The organism is Devosia sp. GW821-FHT12F11, from assembly GCF_058806655.1.
The window spans coordinates 174,833-189,518 of record NZ_JBXAPX010000004.1 but is presented as its reverse complement, the minus strand read 5'-3'; the positions used below and the strand labels follow the sequence as shown (position 1 = coordinate 189,518).

The window sequence follows — 14,686 nt, the reverse complement described above, 5'->3', positions numbered from 1 at the left end:
TTGATGCTGATCGTAGCCTCGGCCGGCTTAAGAATGGTTAACAGGATGCTGCCAGACGCAGTTAATTTTGTGTTCCATGACGTACCGCCGTCGACCATAAAGCCTTGCCAAAGCTCATGAATGTGCCTTTCCGGCAGTTCTTGCCGAGCGACTGACCCATGGTGTCGGGTTAGGGAATCAGACCGCAGCAGCGCAGAATCGTGAGAGGTCAGACGAGCCGGTCGTGCAGCGCGAGCGAGCCCTGCGCCGGCAGGTCGGCGCTCCCCAGCCTGAGGATGATCTCGCGATCGCTTGTGGGCTTGGGCGGCAGTTGCCCGGAGAGGAGGGCGGCGGCAAAGGCCGAGCCTGGCGGAGGCGGCGGTGCGGGCAGCGGCGGCAGTAACTGAGCGGCGCTGTTCTGCGGGGGCGCCGGCGGCGGAGTGTCCAGCTGGTCAGAACCGGTCCGGGAATCCCCAAGCAGCGTGCGTGACCGATAGTCCGCGACGGCTCCGAGTCCCGTGTTTATCGGTTCGGGCGCTATTCTGGCGCTCATGACCGGCATTCCCAATTGCCAATAAGCTGGCGAGCATGCAGCTCCGGGCTTTCACCCCGCTTTCGCGGTTCGAGGCAATTTGCCGAAAACTGTAGTGATCTAGAGCGCGCGGTTGATCGACACGCCGCTGGCGGCCTGCGGCGGCTGGCCGGCAATTTCGCCATTGGCGCCGTAGGTCCTGGGACGGGCCTTGGCGCTTATCGCCTTGGCCACGTCGGTGAGGAGCTCCTCGGTGACCGAGCGCGCCGTGGCGATGACCCGGAGGTTCTCAGCCATCTGCGTTGCGAGCCGATCATGACCGCCGAGCAAGGCGTCGACCAGCGCCGGAGCCTCGGCGCGCAGCCGCGACGACTGGCGCTGCACCGAGCGGGCAAAGCCCATATAGTCCTGGGCGAGGCGGGTCTTTTCGGCGGTCAGCTGGCCGGCATCCTTGGCGCGGCCGGCGCGGAGCAGGGTGGTCTCCTGGTTCAGCACCACGACCAGGTTTTCGAGCGTTTCCATGGCGAGGCCGCAGAGTTCGGCGGCGGGAAGAGAGTCGAGGGCCGAGAGGCGTTCGGCAGCAGCATTCATCATTTCAGCGCTCCGCTGGTTCTTGGCGTTGTTGTGTTCTTGGGGATGGAGTTCTGCGCGGCTTCCTGCGCCGCGATGAGATCAGGCAGCAACGCATCGGCGAGGCCGACGCCGCCCGAGCGGGCCAGCACATCGGCCATCTGCTCGGCCTGCATGCCGCGCCAGGTTTCTTCGGCAAAGCCGCCGCCCATGGCGCTTTCGTCGGTCTTGAGCGAGGCGAACATTTCCTTCATCAAGGTGTTGAGGAAAACACCCTCAAGGTCCTTTGCCTGCTCGCGAAGATATCCAACCTGGGCAGGCGACAGCGTCGTCGCCTTGTTCTGGCTAGTGAAGCCAAGACCGGAGGCGGAGCTCAGCATCACAGCACCTCGATTTCGGCTTGCAGAGCGCCGGAGGCTTTTACCGCCTGGAGGATGGCGATGAGGTCGCGCGGGCTGATGCCCAGCGCATTGAGGCCATCGACCAGTTCCTGCAGGCTCACCGATTCCGGCACCACCGCGAGGTTGGTTTCGGTGGTGTTCACCGAGAGGTCGGTGCGTGGCTCCACCGCAGTCTGGCCGAGGCTCAGCGGGTTCGGCTGCACCACGGTGGGGCTCTCGGCGATGGTGACCGTCAGGTTCGACTGGGCGACCGCGACGGTCGAGACCCGCACATCCTTGCCCATGACAATGATGCCGGAGTTCTCGTCGATGACGATCTTGGCGGGCAGATCCGTCTCGATCACCAGTTGCTCGATATCGGTCAAGAGGTCGACGATGTTGCCGTTGAAATTGCGCGGCAGGTTGAGCCGGATGGTCGCCGGATCCTCGGGCGTGGCGCAGGGCACGCCGATGAAATCGTTGATCGCCAGCGCGATGCGTCGCGAGGTGGTGAGGTCGGGGTTGCGCAGTGCCAGCCGCAACGTGCGCTGGGCGCCGAGCACGAAGCCGATCTCGCGCTCGATCAGGCCACCGGAAGAAATACGGCCGGTGGTGGGGACGCCCGACACCACCGAGGCGGCGTCGCCTTCGGCCGAGAAACCGTTGATGGTCACCGAGCCCTGGGCGATAGCGTAGACCTCGCCGTCGGCGCCGAGCAGCGGGGTGACCAGCAAGGTGCCGCCTTGCAGGCTCTTGGCATCGCCCAGCGAGGCGACATTGACGTCGAGCCGCGAGCCCTGGGTGGAGAAGGCCGGCAGGTTTGCCGTCACCATCACCGCCGCGACGTTGCCGGTTCGCATGTTCTCGCCGCGGGTATTGACGCCCAGCCGCTCGAGCATGGCCTGCAGGCTCTGCTTGGTGAAGGGTGAGTTGTTGAGCCCGTCGCCGGTGCCGTTGAGGCCGACCACGAGGCCGTAGCCGACCAACTGGTTGTCGCGGACGCCCTCGATATTGACGACGTCCTTGATGCGGGCGGCGGCAGCGTAGGTCGCGCTCGGCTGCGGCAGCAGCAGCAAGGCGGTCATAAGACCAAGCAGTGCGCGCTTGAGGTTGAATTTGGCCATCTGGCAGTCCCCGGAGTGCGGCACATCCCCATGCGCCGCGATTGCCAGTGGTGTTGCGAGAACCGTGCCAGTTTCGCCAAGGCATTGAAAATACAGGAGATTGGTGCTCGGCTGGCGGGGCGCGGAGAGTGCCGGACGGCAAGTCCTGCCGGGTGCATTAACGTTTGCTTAACTGCTGGCGGCAGATTTTGCCGAGTAGTCGTCAAGGCGGGTGAGTCCAGTGCGGATCGAGAACAATGCGCGGGTAGGCAATGTGGCAGGGCGCTCAGTCGCCGGTCACAGCTCGTCCGGCGTGGCGTTCGAGATCGGTCAGGGGCCGCAGGCGCAGCAGGCGCGGCCGACCGCCACGATCGCCGCCTCCACTTCGCTGGATGCGCTGCTGGCGCTGCAGGCGGTCGAAGATCCACTGCTCAAGCGCAAGAAGGTGGTGCGCCGCGGCAACCAGCTCATCGACGCGCTCGAGGGGCTGCGCGGCGACCTGCTGGTCGGCCGGATGGCCGAGGGACGCCTCAACCAGCTCATGGCTGTATTGAGCCAGGCGCGGGAGCAGAGCGACCCCCGATTGGACGCATTACTCGACGATATCGAGCTGCGCGCCAGGGTCGAACTGGCCAAGCGCGGACTGTACCCCGCCTGACACACTCGGCGCCTCTCCACTCACGGATTAATCACCAAGCTTTTGAAAGCTTGCGAAGCATGCCCTTGCGCCACTATAAGGCCCGCCATTAGGGGCGTTTTGGAATCGAGTCAGAATGTCGACTGAAGTTCTTGAATACCGACCTACTCAGGACGAACCGTTTATGAACCCGCGGCAGCGGGAGTACTTCCGGCAGAAGCTGGAGCGGTGGAAGAGCGAGATCCTCGCAGAAAGCCGCGAAACGCTCGAGAACCTGCAGGAAGAAAGCCAGAACCATCCGGACATGGCCGACCGCGCCTCCTCGGAAAGCGATCGGGCACTTGAGTTGCGCACCCGTGATCGGCAGCGCAAGCTGATCTCGAAGATCGACGCGGCGCTCAAGCGGATCGAGGACGGCACCTACGGCTATTGCGAAGAAACCGGCGACCCGATCGGGATCGCCCGGCTCGACGCCCGGCCGATCGCTACGCTCTCCCTGGAAGCCCAGGAAATGCATGAGCGGCGCGAGAAGGTGTACCGCGACGAATGACAACGAGGCCCGCAGCGATGCGGGCCTTGTTGTTTGTGGTGCACCCGGTTCAGTTCGTAGGCGCGACACCGGAGACGTGGCCTTTTCGCCATGTGCCGGGCGGAAGGCCGACGACCTTCTTGAAGGCGCGGTTGAAAGCGGCCTCGGAGTCGTAGCCGACCTGTGCGCCGGCCTGGGCGACGCTGACACCCGGACTTTCAAGCAGCCGTGCGGCCAGTTGCATACGCCAGCGGGCCAGATATTGCATGGGCGGATCGCCGGCATAGTGGCTGAAGCGGTTGGCGAAGACCGTCCGCGACAGTCCGACGGCGCGAGCCAGCCCTTCCAGGGTCCACTCGGCTGCAGGTTGGCCATGGATCAGGCGCAGCGCCTGACCGATATGGGGATCCTTCAGGCCCGACAACCAACCGCGGGCATCCTGGGGCAGGCCTTCGACATACTCCCGGATAACCTGAACGAACATCAATTCGGCGAGTTTCGCCAGCACGGTCTCGCCACCTGGCCGCCCCCTGTCTGTTTCTGAAACCGCGTGGTGGACCAAGCCCGCCAGCCAGCTCTGGCTGGCCGTGCCGCGGCCGTGCAGCACCTGAGGCAGCGACTTGATGAAGGGGTTGTACGGCCGGACATCGCAACCGAGATAGCCGCAGACGAACCGGCATGAGCCGGTGCCGGAACCTTCGTTGACCACATAGGGCAATTGGCGGTCGATCGGGTGGTGGTAGGCCGCGAGATCCGGCTTCGCCCGCATGCCAATGGCAGAGCACAGGGCGTGGGCGTCATCCATTGGGAAAGCGACGATGTCGCCGGCTTCGAGCCGGAGCGGCTCGGTGGAACCGTCGGTCATCTCCACCCAGCATGAACCCTCGATCAACGTGTGGAAGAAGAACACGTATTGCGAGTTCGGCATCACCTTGCTGGCGATCACCGAGGCACGCGGCGCTTCAGCGACCCAGGGCTCGCGGAAAGTGCTGTCAAAGAATATCGCGCCCGTCAACCGTACGGCGGTAAGCACGTCTGAAAGAACGTCCATTCGCAGGCACTCCGCGCGGCAGAAATTTCCGCGACACGGGTCAAAATGCCGTTTCGATATGCCTCGACTATCACCGATACGACTGTCAGAGGCAAGGACAGGTAGACTGACGGACTTTGGTCTGCCGGTCAGGACGTCTGAGCAACGAAACAGGACGATCGGATATTCGTGCCGGCGGAGAGGGTGGGTAGCTTTTGCCGGCTGATCTATTTCAGGGAGGACAGCATGCACGACGAAACCGTCAACACGTTCGCCGGCAACCTTCGGGGAACACTGATCCGTGCCACCGACACGGGCTATGAGGGCGCTCGCAAGCTCTACAACGGGATGATCGATCGGCGGCCGATGCTGATCGCGCAGTGCGTCGACGCCGGCGATGTCATCACTGCAGTGAACTTCGGCCGCGAGCAGGGGCTCGCCATCGCGGTCCGCGGCGGCGGCCATAACGGGCCGGGCTTTGCCAGCGTCGACAATGGCCTTGTCATCGATCTGCAGATGATGAAGGGGGTGAGGGTCGATCCCAAGGCGCAGACAGTGCGGGTGGGTCCGGGGTGCACCACGGGTGATGTCGATCACGCCACGCACGCCTTTGGGCAGGCGGTTCCATTCGGCATCATCTCCACCACCGGCGTCGGCGGGCTCACGCTGTCGGGCGGGCACGGCTACCTGAGCCGGCAATACGGGCTCGCCATCGACAGCCTGATCGAGGCCGATGTGGTGCTTGCGGACGGCAGCTTTGTCACCGCCAGCGAGACCGAGAACAGTGACCTGATGTGGGCCTTGCGCGGTGGCGGCGGCAATTTCGGGGTGGTGACGAGCTTCCTGTTCCGAACCCATCCGGCGAAGATGCTGTATGGCGGCCCAATCATCTTCGAGCTCAGCGACGCCGAGACGGTGATGCGGTGGTACCGGGCGTTCCAGGAGGGGGCGCCGCAGGATTTCTACATCTGGCTCGGGCTGCAGTCGGTGCCGCCGGGCGACCCGTTCCCGAGGGAACACTGGGGCAAGAAGATGTGCGTCCTGCTGGTCGCGCATAATGGCGAGAATGCCGAGGCGGCGGTAAATCGTATACGCGCCGAGCTTCCGGCGCCGATCATCGACTGGGCGGGCCCGATTGCCTATCCGGCGCTACAGAGCATGTTCGATGCGCTCTACCCGACGGGCCTGCAGTGGTACTGGAAGGGAGATTTCGTCGAGACGCTGTCGGACGAGGCGATTGCGGAACACCTGAAGCATGCCGCCAAAGTGCCGACCCCGATCTCGGCGATGCACCTCTATCCGATCGACGGCGCGGTGCATGATCGGGCCAGCGGCGACACCGCGTGGAACTGCCGCAACGCGCGCTGGTCAATGGTCATCGTCGGCGTCGATTCGGATTCGGCGAAGGCGCCGGCGCTGAAAGAGTGGGCCAACGGCTACTGGAACGCGGTCCACCCCTACGACCTCAGCGGCGCCTATCCGAACTTCATGATGGAGGAGGGTGAGGCGCGCGTTCGGGCGACCTATGGCGACAACTACCCCCGCCTTGCCGGCCTCAAAGCCAAGTACGACCCGAGCAACCTGTTCCACGTCAACCAGAACATCCAGCCGTCGGCTTAGGCCGACCATCCTAACTTCGTGATGACGCTACAGCCGGAGCGTCATCGCGACCCGAGCCGCGATCAGCCGGGTGAAAAATCGCAGCGGCACGCCCCTGAAGCTCGGCAGGTCCGCCGGCACGGCGACGTCGGTGGGCACGAACCTGGTCTGGATGCGCATCTCCAGCGGCGGCGCCGGTGGCACGATGCGGTCGCAATAAACCGGGGTCCAGTGCAGGATCGGATCGAGCCGCACCAGCATGGCCGAGTTGCAGCAGCTGGCGACCATGCGGTGAGTGGTCGAGTCCGGCTTCAGAGTATGACCCTCGAGCAGTTCGGCGCCCTTGGTGCAATCCAGTCGGTCGTTGCGATAGAGCGCATAGGGCGTACCATGGCCGGCATCCAGAATCGTCGGTGCGCGAGGCAGGGCCTCGATCATGCGGGAGCCGGCCTGACAGTCGTCGCAGTGGCAGACGACACTGATCACCGGCGCTCCGGTCAGCTCGAGCTCGACATTGCCGCAGGCACAGCGTGCCACGTACCGCGTCGTCATCGTTGCGGACTGCCATAGGCCGCGAGGAACACCCGCACGCCCGCCTCGGCGTTGCGGCGCAGTTCGGTTTGCGACGGGATAGCGTCGTCACCGAGCAGCATGGCCCGGTTCAGCGGGGCCGACATGATCAGCCAGTTGAAGTGCTCTGCAGCGATTGCCAGGTCGTCGATATCAAGTAGGCCGCGCCTGGCCAGATCTTCGAACACGGCGGCCAGCATCTTCATGGCGCGCGCCGGTCCGCGCTCGTAGAGCACCCGGGCGAGTTCGGGGAAGCGCGTCACTTCGCCGATCACCAGACGCCGTAACTGCATGATGCGCGGCGTCAGCACGACCGTCAGCTGCCGCAGCGCATATTCGACGAGGTAGTCGGAAAGGTCCTCGTCCTGGCCGAGCTTCGCCACGTCGTTATGCACGGTGTCGCCGGCGCCGGTAGTCATACCGCCGACAATCTCGACGAACAGCGCCTCCTTCGAAGAAAAGTGCTTGTAGACAGTCTGCTTGGACACGGCGGAGAGGGCGGCGATCTCATCCATGTTGGTGCCGAGATAGCCGCTTTTCAGGAACACCTCGGTGGCGGCGTCGAGGATGGCTCGGCGCTTGCGGGCAGAACGGCCATCGCCTTCCCCATCCGCGTGTTCGTTCACTTCCGAGCCCATCGACCTGCCACTTTCCAAAACCTCACAGCCCTGATTGACAGCACAGTACTGGACAGTCTAGTTTCTGACAACAGCCAAGAACTGGACGGTCCAGTTCCATATGGGTCGTCGACGGCAGTAGCCGTCACACGAGAAGCAGGGAGAGCTTGAATGTCGAACCGAAGCTTCGTGCTGGCTGCCACGGTGGTTGGGGCGCTTGCCCTGCCGATCCCCGGCACGCTGGCAGAAACCGCAACGCAATCGCCTGAAAATCACACCGCAGGAGACGTTTCGATGACCAATGCCACCAGATCGGCCACCCTCAAGGTTCCTGGTGCGACGCTCTATTACGAGGTGCAGGGCAGTGGCCCGACGCTGCTGATCATTCCCGGCGGTCCGCAGGATGCGGGCGTGTTCGCCGAGCTGTCGCAGCGCCTCGCCGACCGCTACACCGTGGTCGCCTACGATCCGCGCGGCAACTCGCGGTCAGTGTTTGACGGCGAGATCAAGCCGCTGCTGATGGACCAGCAGGCGGATGACGCCGCGGCGCTGATCGAGGCGCTGGGCAACGGCCCGGCCTACGTGTTCGGCACCAGCGGCGGCGCGCAGATCGGGCTCAATCTCGCGGCACGGTACCCAAAGCTGGTTCAGGCGCTGGTGGCGCATGAGCCGCCGTCGATGATGCTGATGGACGATCCGAGCGAGGCAGTCGCAGCCGACAAGGCGCTCTACGACACCTACGTCAAGGACGGTGTCGACGCGGCGATGGGGATGTTCTTCTCGATGAACGGGCTCGATGGCGGCGGCGACGCCGCCGAAGCCCCACCGGAATTCGAGATGCCGCCGGAAGAGGCCGAGACCTTTGCCCGGGTCAGCGGCAATTTCGAGTACTGGCTGGCCCATGGCATGCTGCCGCTGTCGCTCTATACGCCGGATGTGGCGACACTGAAGGCTGGCGGCCCGAACATCGTCGTCGCCATCGGCGAGGCGTCGGCCGGCCAGCCGATCGAGGCAATGAGCCTGGCGCTGACCAACAAGCTCGGCATCGCGCCGACGAAGTTCCCTGGCGACCACATGGGCTTTGGACCCCAGGTCGCCGAGTTTGCGGAAGCGCTGCACAGCTCGTTCGCCAACTGACCGGAGGGCGTTAGCATGCATATCCAGTTCGCCGAACTGCCGGTGTTCGACCAGGACCGGGCCATCGCCTTCTATGTCGACAATCTCGGCTGCGAGGTTGCCGCCGACGCCCCGATGGGCGAAGACGGTTGGCGCTGGGTCGAGGTCAGGTTCCCCGGCGCCCGCACCGCGCTGCACTTCCTCCGCCGCCCGGACGACAAGCCAGCGGCCGAGCCGGTGCTGGTGCTGGTCGAGGCCGACGTGGCGGGAGCGATCGAACGGCTCCGCGCCAAGGGCGTCGAGATCATCACCGAGCCCGGCGAGGCGCCGTGGCAGCCGGGCCGGGTGGTGGCGGAGTTCCGCGACAGCGAGGGCAACCGGATGGTGATCGGCAGCTACTGAATCTGGAGGTCCCGGCGTGAGTCGGGACCTCCGGTTTTCAGTCAGCGGAAAGTGCGGAACGACGAGATGTTGCCGTCCAGCCACCAGGGCAGGGTGGCGACATCGCGGTTGAAGTCCTCGCAGCGGCGGAAGTTGCGATCCTCGCAGACCTCAACCGTCATTGAGCCGCTGATGCTGATTGAGGCGATGCGGTTGTTCCAGGAGCCGAGATCCCGGTTGCTGTCGCCGACGCCGACGCAGAAGCTGCGGCCACGGAAACGGATGTCGTCGTAAAAGCAGGCCCGCCGCCGGACGTTCGAGTCGCCGCCGCCACTGCCGGTCCGTGACAGGAAGTTCTGCGACACCCAACCGCTCGGGCCGCCGTGGTTGACCCAGCACCAGCCGCCGTTGCAATTGCTGATGCGCACGCTCTGGCCGGCGCGCAGCACGTCGGCAACAGCATAACTGGTGCCCGGACCACGACGGACGTTGACGTTGGAGGTCGCCACGGCGTTGCCCACGCCACTGCCGCCCCCGGGGTTGTCGGGAACGATGACAAACGTCTCCTGCGCCAGTACCTGGGGCACTGCTCCCAGGCCAGCAGCCAGCATCGCCGCAATGAGTAGTGCTCTTATCATAACGATCTCCTCAACCCGGCTGGGAAACAGACGCGCGTACTGTGCGGTTTCGTACAGAACGCGAGAAGTGTTGGCCGCCCGTTACGCAAGTACTACCGTTCAAAGCGGCGAATTGATGCGCATAGCGCGCTGTTCAGTTCAAAATCGTTGAACCGGTCGCGTAAATAGTTGCATCTTATTTGATGCCACATGGCCATCCGGCGCAAGCGGAAGCTTAGGCAATAGCTGCGATGGCTGCTGGTGTTCGTTGAACGCGGAGAGCCGACATGGCCCGCAAGAAGCCGCTTGGCCGGCCAAAGGCGAGGAGGCGGCGTTGAGCGCCGCGCCGCGGCCGATCCGCGAACCCTCCTATTTCGACGCGGTGGCGCCCCTCGTGGTGCTGGCGGTGCTGATCGCCGGCGCGGTGATGCTGTTCGGGCTCAAGGCAACAGATGGGCCGCTGCAGGTGGCGATCATCCTCGCCGCGATGTTCACCTCCTTCATCGTGTTGAAGAACGGGCATAGCTGGGAGGAGGTGGCCGAGGCGGGGCGCAAGGGGGTTTCGTCGGTGGTCGGCGCGATCTTCATCCTGTTCGCGGTGGGGGCTTTGATCGGCACCTGGAACATGGCGGGGACCATTCCGACGCTGGTCTATTACGGCATCCAGGTGATCAATCCAGACTGGTTCTACCTCGCGTCGCTGCTGGTGTGCGCCGCGATCGCCATGGGGATCGGGAGTTCGTGGACCACAGCTGGTACGATCGGGGTCGGGCTGGTGGGGCTCTCGCTGCTTGCCGGGGTGTCGCCGGCGATCACGGCGGGGGCGGTGATCTCTGGCGCCTATGTCGGCGAAAAGCTGTCGCCCTTGTCCGAGACCGCCATCCTCGCCGCGCAACTGACCGGCACGACCATCTATGCGCATTTGCGGGCGCAGGTCTGGAGCTCATTGCCGGCGCTGCTCGTTGCCGCCATCGGTTTTTCTATCCTCGGGTGGGCCGACAACTCGAGCGGCGCCGGCGACAGCGTGATCGCTTCGGAGCTTTCGGCGCTGTCGAAGCTGTTCAACATCACGCCGCTGACGCTGCTGCCGCTGGTGCTGCTGATCGTGCTGTCGATCTTCAAGGTGCCACCATCGCTCGCCATCATCGGTTCGGCGCTGTCCGCCGCGCTGCTGGCGCCGTTCCTCCAGTCCGAGGCGGTGCTGCGTTTCGTCAACGACCCCGGCCTCGTGCCGGCCGCCGCCTATCTCAAGGCCGGCTGGCAGGCGATGGGCACCGGGTTCGAGGCGAACTCGGGCATCGAGGTGGTCGACAGCCTGCTGTCGCGCGGCGGCATGGCGAGCATGCTGCTCACCATCTGGCTGATCCTCGGGGCGCTGGTCTATGGCACGCTGCTCGACGAGTTCGGGCTGCTGCTGAAACTGGTGACACCGGTGCTGATGCGGGCCCGCAGCACCGGCTCACTGATCGCAACCGTGGTCGGCACGGCGTTCGGGCTCAATATCGTGGCTGGGGACCAGTACGTGGCGGTGGTGCTGCCGGCGCGCATCTTCCGCGCCGAGTTCAACAAGCGCGGGCTGGCCGCGACCAACCTGTCACGGGCGGTGGCGGATGGCGGCAGCGTCACCTCGCCGCTGATCCCGTGGAACTCCTGCGGCGCCTATATGGCGGCAGTGCTGGGTGTGCCAACACTGGTCTACCTGCCGTTCTGCCTGTTCAACATCGCCAGCCCGCTGGTGACCCTGCTGCTCGGCTTCAGTGGGGTCAGGATCGAGCGGGTGGAGCCGCTGGCGGAAGAGGCGGATTCAGTCTCGCCCTAGAGTGTTCCACCGATGGACGCCCCACCTCCGATGTCATCCCAGCGAAAGCTGGGGACCCATTTCTCAGCCCGCGCAGGTGGTGAGTTGGGTCCCAGCTTTCGCTGGGATGACAGCCGGTGGGTGAGGCGACCATCGAGCCTAACCGCGGCGCGGCTGCAGCCAAATGGCGCAATATCCTAGGCCGCTGCCTCGCGGTTGTCGTCCAGCGCGCCGACCATGTACTGCACCAGTTCGGACGCGTTGGTCTCGCCGGTCCGCTTCTCGGTGACCTTGCGCCCGCGATGCATCACCACGATGCGGTCGGCGACGGCGAAGACGTCGGGCATGGTGTGGGTGATGAGGATCACCGGCACGCCCTGGTCGCGCAGCCGGCGAATCAGCTCCAGCACCTTCTGCTGCTCGGGAACGCCGAGATTGTTGGTCGGCTCGTCCATGATCATCAGCCGCGCCTTCCAGTAGATGGCGCGGGCGATGGCGACGGCCTGCCGCTGGCCGCCCGAGAGGCTCTCGATCGGCTGAGTGAGGCTGGGGAACTGGATGTCGAGTGTCGCGAGGCTCTGCTCGGATTCGGCCAGCATCAGCTTGTCGTTGAGCGTGTTGATCAGCCCACCGAAGTAGCGGTGCTTCACCTCGCGCCCGAGGAAGATGTTGGCGGGCACGTCGAGATTATTGGCCAGCGCCAGATCCTGGTAGATCGTCTCGATGCCGGCGCTGCGCGCGTCGATCGGCTTAGGGAAGCTCACCGGCTTGCCCTCGAAGCGGATTTCGCCCTCATCGGGCAGGTGGACGCCGGAGACGCACTTGATCAGCGTCGATTTGCCGGCGCCATTGTCGCCGAGCAGCGCCACGACCTCGCCGGGGTTGATGTCGAGGCTGACATCGTTGACCGCGGTGAGGCCGCCAAAGCGCTTCACCAGGTTGCGGATCGACAGCACCGGTTCGCTCATGATCCCCTCCCGCGGCGGCCGAGGATCAGGTCGCGCGACTGGTCGATCAGCACGGCGACGATCACCACCGCCCCGACGACGATGAATTGCCAGAACGCCTGGACGTTCATCATCACCAGCCCGGTGGTCAGCACGGCGATGATGAGGGCGCCGATCACCGTGCCGATGATCGAGCCGGCGCCGCCGAACAGGCTGACGCCGCCGATGATCACCGCGGCGATGGAGCTGAGGAGCAGCGGATCGCCGATCACCGCCGAGCCGGCGGTGAAGCGCAGCGTCGAGAGAAATCCGGCGATCCCGGCGGTCGCCGAGCTCAGCATGTAGAGCTTGACGATGTGGCGATCGACCGGGATGCCGGTGCGCAGCGCCGCCTGCATGTTGCCGCCGATGGCATAGGTGTGCCGGCCGAATTGGGTGCGGTTGAGGATGAACATGCAGATGATCACCACGATCGCGGTGATGACCACCGGCCAGGTGAAGATGCGGTCCATCTGACGCAGCATGGCGCCGGTCACATCAGGGCGGAAGAGGGCGTAGAAGCCACCGCCCTCGCCATTGACGACGTAAAACAGCGATTCATTGCCATAGTCGCGGATGTCGGCGGGGAGGCCGATCACCGTGGTGTTTTCGGAGAACAGCAGCGCCATGCCGCGCACGATGAAGGACGAGCCGAGCGTCACGATGAAGGCCGGCACCTTGAGCTTGGCGATGATCAGGCCATTGACGAGGCCGACTCCGGCCGAGGCGCCCACTGCCGCGAGGAAGCCCAGGGTTGCGGCGAGGAACAGTGGTGCCCCGGCGTTGAACGAGGCGCGGATGGCGTGGGCCGAGACCACCGAGGCCAGGCTCATCACCCAGCCGACGCTGAGGTCGATGCCCGCGGAGATGATGACAAAGGTCTGCCCCAGCCCGAGCAGCAATACCGGGGTGATGGCGACGAGGATGTTCATCGCGTTGCGCAGGGTCAGGAAGGTGGCGCCCCCGGCGAGTGGCACGGCGATGATGAAGAAGACGATCATCAGCCCCAGAAAGGCCCAGGCCCAGAGCCGGCTGGCCATCAGGATGAAACGCTTGTCGGGCGCGAGCCGCGGCCCCGCTGGAACTGCCTTGCTGTCGGTCACGGGCGCCCCGGTGGTGGAATTACTGAGACAGCCGGGGCATCAGCCCCGGCCGAGTTCGGAACGTGGGCTAGTTGCCGACCTTGTAAATGAAGCGCGAGAAGTTCGGATCGCCCACATTGTCCTTGTCGATGATCGCGAAGCCGGTTTCGACGCGGCGCGGCAGGCTGGTGACGCCGGCGGCATCGGCGACGGCGAACTGCACTGCCATGTAGCCCATGTCGAACGGCTTCTGCGCCAAGACCAGCGACACCACGCCCTTGCCCATCAGTTCGATGGCTTCGGCGGTAGCGTCATAGGCCACCACCTGTACATGCCCACCGAGGCCGGCATTGACCACCGCGTTACCGGCGCCACCGGCGCTGAACACGTTGGTGCCGAACACGCCGGCGAGGTCGGGGTTCTGCTCGATCACGGCAGCGGTCTGCTGCGCGGCCTTGTTCTGGTCGTCGAGGTTGTAGTCGGGGCCGAGCACCTTGATGTCGGGGAACTCGTTCTTCATCACCTCGGCAAAGCCCTGCTCGCGGCCTTCGACCGAAGAGACGTTGGGGTTGGTGGAGTTGATGTAGACGGTGCCCTTGCCGCCGATCGCCTTGGCGAGGCCGCGGGCCGAGATGCGGCCGCCCTCGACGTTATCCGAGCCGATATAGCTGATCGGGAACTTGACCGGGCCGTTGGCGTAATCGCCATCGCCGAGGAAAGTGTCGACGGTGATCACCTTGATGCCGGCATCGAGCGCTGCCTGCAGCGGCGCCACCATCTGATCCTTATCGGTGGGCGCAGTGATGATGTAGTTGAGGTCGCCGCGCGCCACCATCGCATCGAGGATCGGCGTCTGCGCCTCCACGCCCCAGGTCGGCGGCACCTGGGTCACCACCTCGACGCCGAGATCCTTGGCCGCGGCTTCGACGCCCAGTTGCATGACCTGGTAGAACGGATCGACCACGCCCGGCAGGAAGCCGATCTTGATGTCGGCGGCGGAAACGGTCGCAGTAGAGAGTAATAGCGTGCCCAGCAGGGCAGCAGTCATCGTCGACGCTTTGCGCATCGAAACCTCCCCTCATTGTTGTGGTCCGGCGGCTCCATTGAACTCCTCCGCCAGATCAACAACGATAGGCCTGTGCGCTCACATTTGTAAACTG

The 14,686-nt window shown here is 64.8% G+C and carries 17 protein-coding genes; 6 read left to right on the top strand and 11 right to left on the bottom strand.

The window, feature by feature from the left end:
• Positions 1 to 208: 208 nt before the first annotated feature.
• The 4 genes from AC1ROK_RS13770 to AC1ROK_RS13755 all read right to left on the bottom strand — a co-directional run bounded on the left by AC1ROK_RS13770 (position 209) and on the right by AC1ROK_RS13755 (position 2,585).
• Positions 209 to 532, bottom strand: a complete 324-nt coding sequence (locus AC1ROK_RS13770; protein ID WP_492847763.1) for a hypothetical protein — start codon at positions 530 to 532, stop codon at positions 209 to 211.
• A gap of 99 nt (positions 533 to 631) precedes the next feature.
• Positions 632 to 1,105, bottom strand: a complete 474-nt coding sequence (locus AC1ROK_RS13765; protein WP_492847761.1) for a hypothetical protein — start codon at positions 1,103 to 1,105, stop codon at positions 632 to 634.
• Entirely contained in the window at positions 1,102 to 1,461 is a 360-nt protein-coding gene (locus tag AC1ROK_RS13760; RefSeq protein WP_492847759.1) for a rod-binding protein, read from the bottom strand. The genes AC1ROK_RS13765 and AC1ROK_RS13760 overlap by 4 nt, the downstream gene beginning before the upstream one ends.
• Entirely contained in the window at positions 1,461 to 2,585 is a 1,125-nt protein-coding gene (locus tag AC1ROK_RS13755; protein WP_492847757.1) for a flagellar basal body P-ring protein FlgI, read from the bottom strand. Before AC1ROK_RS13755 ends, AC1ROK_RS13760 begins: the two co-directional genes overlap by 1 nt.
• Positions 2,586 to 2,805: 220 nt before the next feature.
• Between AC1ROK_RS13755 and AC1ROK_RS13750 the strand changes: the two genes are divergently transcribed.
• Positions 2,806 to 3,222 carry a flagellar assembly protein FliX gene (locus AC1ROK_RS13750; protein ID WP_492847755.1) on the top strand — a complete coding sequence of 139 codons (417 nt, stop codon included), beginning with the start codon at positions 2,806 to 2,808 and terminating at the stop codon, positions 3,220 to 3,222.
• Between the two features lie 115 nt (positions 3,223 to 3,337).
• The gene (gene dksA, locus AC1ROK_RS13745) at positions 3,338 to 3,751 is read left to right on the top strand and encodes an RNA polymerase-binding protein DksA (RefSeq protein WP_492847753.1); all 414 of its coding nucleotides are present in this window, start codon (positions 3,338 to 3,340) and stop codon (positions 3,749 to 3,751) included.
• A gap of 49 nt (positions 3,752 to 3,800) precedes the next feature.
• On the opposite strand, the gene AC1ROK_RS13740 is transcribed toward dksA, so the two are convergent.
• Positions 3,801 to 4,781 (bottom strand): AraC family transcriptional regulator, encoded by a 981-nt coding sequence (locus AC1ROK_RS13740; RefSeq protein WP_492847751.1) that lies wholly within the window; start codon positions 4,779 to 4,781, stop codon positions 3,801 to 3,803.
• Positions 4,782 to 5,006: 225 nt separating this feature from the next.
• On the opposite strand from AC1ROK_RS13740, the gene AC1ROK_RS13735 reads away from it, so the two are divergent.
• Positions 5,007 to 6,380 carry an FAD-binding oxidoreductase gene (locus AC1ROK_RS13735; RefSeq protein WP_492847749.1) on the top strand — a complete coding sequence of 458 codons (1,374 nt, stop codon included), beginning with the start codon at positions 5,007 to 5,009 and terminating at the stop codon, positions 6,378 to 6,380.
• Positions 6,381 to 6,407: 27 nt separating this feature from the next.
• Here the strand turns inward: AC1ROK_RS13735 and AC1ROK_RS13730 are convergent, their stop codons facing one another.
• Both AC1ROK_RS13730 and AC1ROK_RS13725 read right to left on the bottom strand, forming a co-directional pair.
• Positions 6,408 to 6,911 carry a GFA family protein gene (locus AC1ROK_RS13730; protein ID WP_492847747.1) on the bottom strand — a complete coding sequence of 168 codons (504 nt, stop codon included), beginning with the start codon at positions 6,909 to 6,911 and terminating at the stop codon, positions 6,408 to 6,410.
• On the bottom strand, positions 6,908 to 7,555 hold the full coding sequence (locus AC1ROK_RS13725) for a TetR/AcrR family transcriptional regulator (protein ID WP_492847745.1): 648 nt from the start codon (positions 7,553 to 7,555) through the stop codon (positions 6,908 to 6,910). The genes AC1ROK_RS13730 and AC1ROK_RS13725 overlap by 4 nt, the downstream gene beginning before the upstream one ends.
• A gap of 162 nt (positions 7,556 to 7,717) precedes the next feature.
• Between AC1ROK_RS13725 and AC1ROK_RS13720 the strand changes: the two genes are divergently transcribed.
• Both AC1ROK_RS13720 and AC1ROK_RS13715 read left to right on the top strand, forming a co-directional pair.
• The gene (locus tag AC1ROK_RS13720) at positions 7,718 to 8,683 is read left to right on the top strand and encodes an alpha/beta fold hydrolase (RefSeq protein ID WP_492847743.1); all 966 of its coding nucleotides are present in this window, start codon (positions 7,718 to 7,720) and stop codon (positions 8,681 to 8,683) included.
• Positions 8,684 to 8,698: 15 nt separating this feature from the next.
• Entirely contained in the window at positions 8,699 to 9,064 is a 366-nt protein-coding gene (locus AC1ROK_RS13715) for a VOC family protein (protein ID WP_492847741.1), read from the top strand.
• A 41-nt stretch (positions 9,065 to 9,105) separates the two neighbouring features.
• Here the strand turns inward: AC1ROK_RS13715 and AC1ROK_RS13710 are convergent, their stop codons facing one another.
• A complete protein-coding gene (locus AC1ROK_RS13710) occupies positions 9,106 to 9,681 on the bottom strand; it encodes an SH3 domain-containing protein (RefSeq protein ID WP_492847739.1) in 576 nt (191 codons plus the stop codon).
• Positions 9,682 to 9,994: 313 nt separating this feature from the next.
• Between AC1ROK_RS13710 and AC1ROK_RS13705 the strand changes: the two genes are divergently transcribed.
• Positions 9,995 to 11,479 (top strand): Na+/H+ antiporter NhaC family protein, encoded by a 1,485-nt coding sequence (locus AC1ROK_RS13705; protein ID WP_492847737.1) that lies wholly within the window; start codon positions 9,995 to 9,997, stop codon positions 11,477 to 11,479.
• Between the two features lie 176 nt (positions 11,480 to 11,655).
• Here AC1ROK_RS13705 and AC1ROK_RS13700 read toward each other — a convergent pair whose 3' ends face one another.
• The 3 genes from AC1ROK_RS13700 to AC1ROK_RS13690 all read right to left on the bottom strand — a co-directional run bounded on the left by AC1ROK_RS13700 (position 11,656) and on the right by AC1ROK_RS13690 (position 14,592).
• The gene (locus AC1ROK_RS13700; protein WP_492847735.1) at positions 11,656 to 12,426 is read right to left on the bottom strand and encodes an ATP-binding cassette domain-containing protein; all 771 of its coding nucleotides are present in this window, start codon (positions 12,424 to 12,426) and stop codon (positions 11,656 to 11,658) included.
• Positions 12,423 to 13,547 carry an ABC transporter permease gene (locus AC1ROK_RS13695; protein ID WP_492847733.1) on the bottom strand — a complete coding sequence of 375 codons (1,125 nt, stop codon included), beginning with the start codon at positions 13,545 to 13,547 and terminating at the stop codon, positions 12,423 to 12,425. Before AC1ROK_RS13695 ends, AC1ROK_RS13700 begins: the two co-directional genes overlap by 4 nt.
• Before the next feature lie 67 nt (positions 13,548 to 13,614).
• Positions 13,615 to 14,592 (bottom strand): ABC transporter substrate-binding protein, encoded by a 978-nt coding sequence (locus AC1ROK_RS13690; RefSeq protein ID WP_492847731.1) that lies wholly within the window; start codon positions 14,590 to 14,592, stop codon positions 13,615 to 13,617.
• Positions 14,593 to 14,686: the final 94 nt, after the last annotated feature.